Source organism: Pseudomonas huaxiensis (assembly GCF_003231275.1).
Lineage (GTDB): Bacteria > Pseudomonadota > Gammaproteobacteria > Pseudomonadales > Pseudomonadaceae > Aquipseudomonas > Aquipseudomonas huaxiensis.
The window spans coordinates 1-3,020 of record NZ_QKVL01000100.1; the positions used below are offsets into that span (position 1 = coordinate 1).

The window sequence follows — 3,020 nt, forward strand, 5'->3', positions numbered from 1 at the left end:
ACCAGCGCCCGCCGCGATCAGCGCATGGCCAAGGCGGTTGGCGGCGGCGTTGAGTTCGGCGTAGGTGTCCTGGCGCTCAAGGCACGAGACGGCAATACGCTCTGGATGCGCGGCCACTCGCTCTTCAAACAGCGCCACATAACTGCGTTCCAGCGGATAGTCACGGGCGCTCTGGTTGCAGCCCTCTATCAGGAAGGCGCGCTCTTCGGCGTCCAGCATCGGCAACTCACCCACCCGGGCATTGGCGTCGGCACACAGGGCACGCAGCAGATTGCGCCAGTGGCCGGCCATGCGTTCGATGGTCGGGCGCTCGAACAGGTCGGTGGCGTACGTGAACGACGCCGTCAGGTGCTCGCCTTCACCGGTGGTTTCCAGCATCAGGTCACAGGCGATGGCATGGTCGCGGTTGTCTTGCGCCAATTGCTCCGCGTCCAGCCCTTCGACCCGCAGGCCGCAGGCCAGCTGATTGCCGCCGATGTCATTGGTCTGTGGACGATGGTTGTACATGGCCTGGAACAGCGGGTTGCGACTCTGACCACGAGCCACTTGCAGGCCGTCGGCCAGCGCATCGAACGGCAACTCCTGATGGGCCTGGGCGCCCAGCGCGGCTTGGCGCACGGTCTGCAGAAGACCGGCGAAACGGCTGTCGCTGCGCACTTCGCTACGCAGCACCTGGGTGTTGACGAAGAAGCCAATCAGGCCCTCGGTTTCGCTGCGGGTACGGTTGGCGATCAGGCCGCCGACGCGAATATCGGTCTGGCCGCTGTAGCGGTGCAGCAGCACCTTGAACGACGCCAGCAACACCACGAACAGGGTCACGCCCTGGCGCTGGGCCAGGGCTTGCAGGTTTTTCAGCAGGTCGTCGTCGAGGGCGATATCCAGGTGCCGACCCTTCTGGCTCGGCACGGCGGGATGAGGACGGTCGGTGGGCAGTTCCAGCACCGGGTGCTCATCGCCCAGGTGGCTGCGCCAGTACTCCAGTTGCCGCGCCTGCTCGCCGGCCTCCAGCCAGGCCCGCTGCCACAGGGCGTAATCGCGGTACTGCACGGCGAGCGGCTGGATCTGCGGGGTAACACCTTGCGCCAGCGCATCGTAGTAGCCCATGCACTCGTCCAGCAGCACGCCCATCGACCAGCCGTCGGTAATGATGTGGTGCAGGGTCAACAGCAGGATAAAGCGGTCGGCGGCGAGCCGGAGCAACTGCACGCGGAACAGCGGGCCCTGTTCCAGATCGAAGGGCCGATTCGCCTCCTCGGCCATTGCCTCACGGGCCTGGGCCGCGTCCGCGACATCGCGAACCGCGATACGCACCGGCGTCGCAGCGGCGACACGCTGCGTGGCCTGTTCGTCATCCTGGAAGAAGGTGGTACGCAGGCTTTCGTGGCGCTCTACCAGCAGACCGAAGGCGCGCTCGAGCGCGGGGATATCGAGGGCGCCGTCGAGGCAGACGGAAATCGGCAGGTTGAAGCCGGCGGACAGGGGGTCGAGCTGCCAGAGAAACCACATGCGCTGCTGGGCATAAGACAAGCCGTCGCGTCCGGCCACGCCTTCACTGGAAGGGATGGGAAACAGGGCAAAGTCGACCTCTTCCCGGCGCAGCGCCTCGAGGAACAGGCTGCGCTTTTCGGCAGGCAGCTCGACGAAGCGACGGGCGAGTTTCTGGGCGTGTTCGGCATTCATGGGGTGTGTCCTTGCTGATCGGCGTGACCATGGGTGGGTCGTATCAACAAGAACGAATAGGAATGGAAATATTTAGCAAGGAATGAAGGTGTGGGGACCAAGGGGGCCCTTCGCGAGCAAGCTCGCTCCTACCGGGACCAAAACTCCGTAGGAGCGAGCTTGCTCGCGAAGCGCCCACACATCCTAAAAACCGTAAATCAGCGCTCGGAATACCCCTGCGCCATTGCCACCACCACCTTGCGCTTGCCGGTAAACGGCGAGCGCGCATGGGCCGCAAGCATGTTATCGAGCATCATCACGTCGTTCTCCAACCACGGGAACTTGATGGTGCATTCGTCCAGCACGCCGCGCACTTCGTCGAGCAGATCGACTTCGATCGGCGAGCCGTCGCCGTAATAGACGTTACGCGGCAGGTCTTCCTCATCCACCACATCCAGCAGGCTTTCCCGCACTTCGGCCTGCAGGTTGGAGATGTGGAACAGGTGCGCCTGGTTGAACCAGACCATGTCCTGGGTGATCGGGTGGCGCGCCACCGACTGGCAGATCTGCCGGGTGCGCAGTTCGCCGTCGTCCTTCCACTCGCACTGGATCGAATGCGCGCGGCAATAGGCCTCGACCACGCTTTCGTCCTCGGTGTTGAACACCTGGCTCCACTCCACGTCGAGGCCGTTGCCGTAGTTGCGCACGTACATCAGCTTTTTCTCGATGAAGCGATCGCGGATCCGCGCCGGAACCTTGCGGTAGACCTCACGGCTGTCGGCAATCGGCGTCTCGCCACCGGTCTCTGCGGCGATCATGCTGTAGAACCAGATGCGCATCGGCCAGTCGAGCGTGTAGGCCTGCTCGTTGTGCAGCGGAATGCTCTGGTGCGCCGGGTATTCGGTGGAGGTGTAGACGCCCTTGGTCACGTTGCTGCGCGGGGTAGAGCCGAATTCGTAGCTGAGCAGCGGATCACCGAAGCCCGCAGCGAACTCGCGAAAGCGCTCGGCACCGCCCACGTCGAAACCGCGGAACAGAATGCCGCCGGCGGTGTACAGGTGCTGCGCCACCAGCGGTTTTAACTCGCCAAGCGCTTCCATCAGATCCAGGCCGGGTTCGGGCGCCTCGATCAACATGGGCAAGGTGCCCGCCCCGGCCAGCAAAGGTCGGATGTCCAAACTCAACGCATGACTCATGAAATTTCTCCCTGAAGGGTGCAATCGCCCGAGCCCCAGCGGTCAGGCGCGACACCGGTGTCCTGATGGAACGTATGGCCTTGGCGGAAAATTAAGGTTGTTCGTGGAATGGTGGGGCGGTGATCTTTGGGCTTGAATTTTTGGGCTTATCCATTGGATGTGGCG

At 63.4% G+C, this 3,020-nt stretch carries 2 protein-coding genes; both read right to left on the reverse strand.

Going from position 1 to position 3,020, the window contains the following annotated elements; all coding sequences use genetic code 11:
• Window positions 1-1,680, reverse strand: a 1,680-nt coding sequence (locus tag DM374_RS32210; protein ID WP_225422674.1) for a condensation domain-containing protein, incomplete at its 3' end; no start/stop codon positions are given.
• Window positions 1,681-1,877: 197 nt separating this feature from the next.
• Window positions 1,878-2,855, reverse strand: coding sequence for a TauD/TfdA family dioxygenase (locus DM374_RS32215; protein ID WP_110973501.1), 978 nt, complete (start codon window positions 2,853-2,855; stop codon window positions 1,878-1,880).
• Window positions 2,856-3,020: the final 165 nt, after the last annotated feature.

Bases quoted from the DNA above. Each gene is read 5' to 3' on its own strand.
- DM374_RS32215 (WP_110973501.1), bottom strand. From the start codon at position 2,855: ATGAGTCATGCGTTGAGTTTGGACATCCGACCTTTGCTGGCCGGGGCG.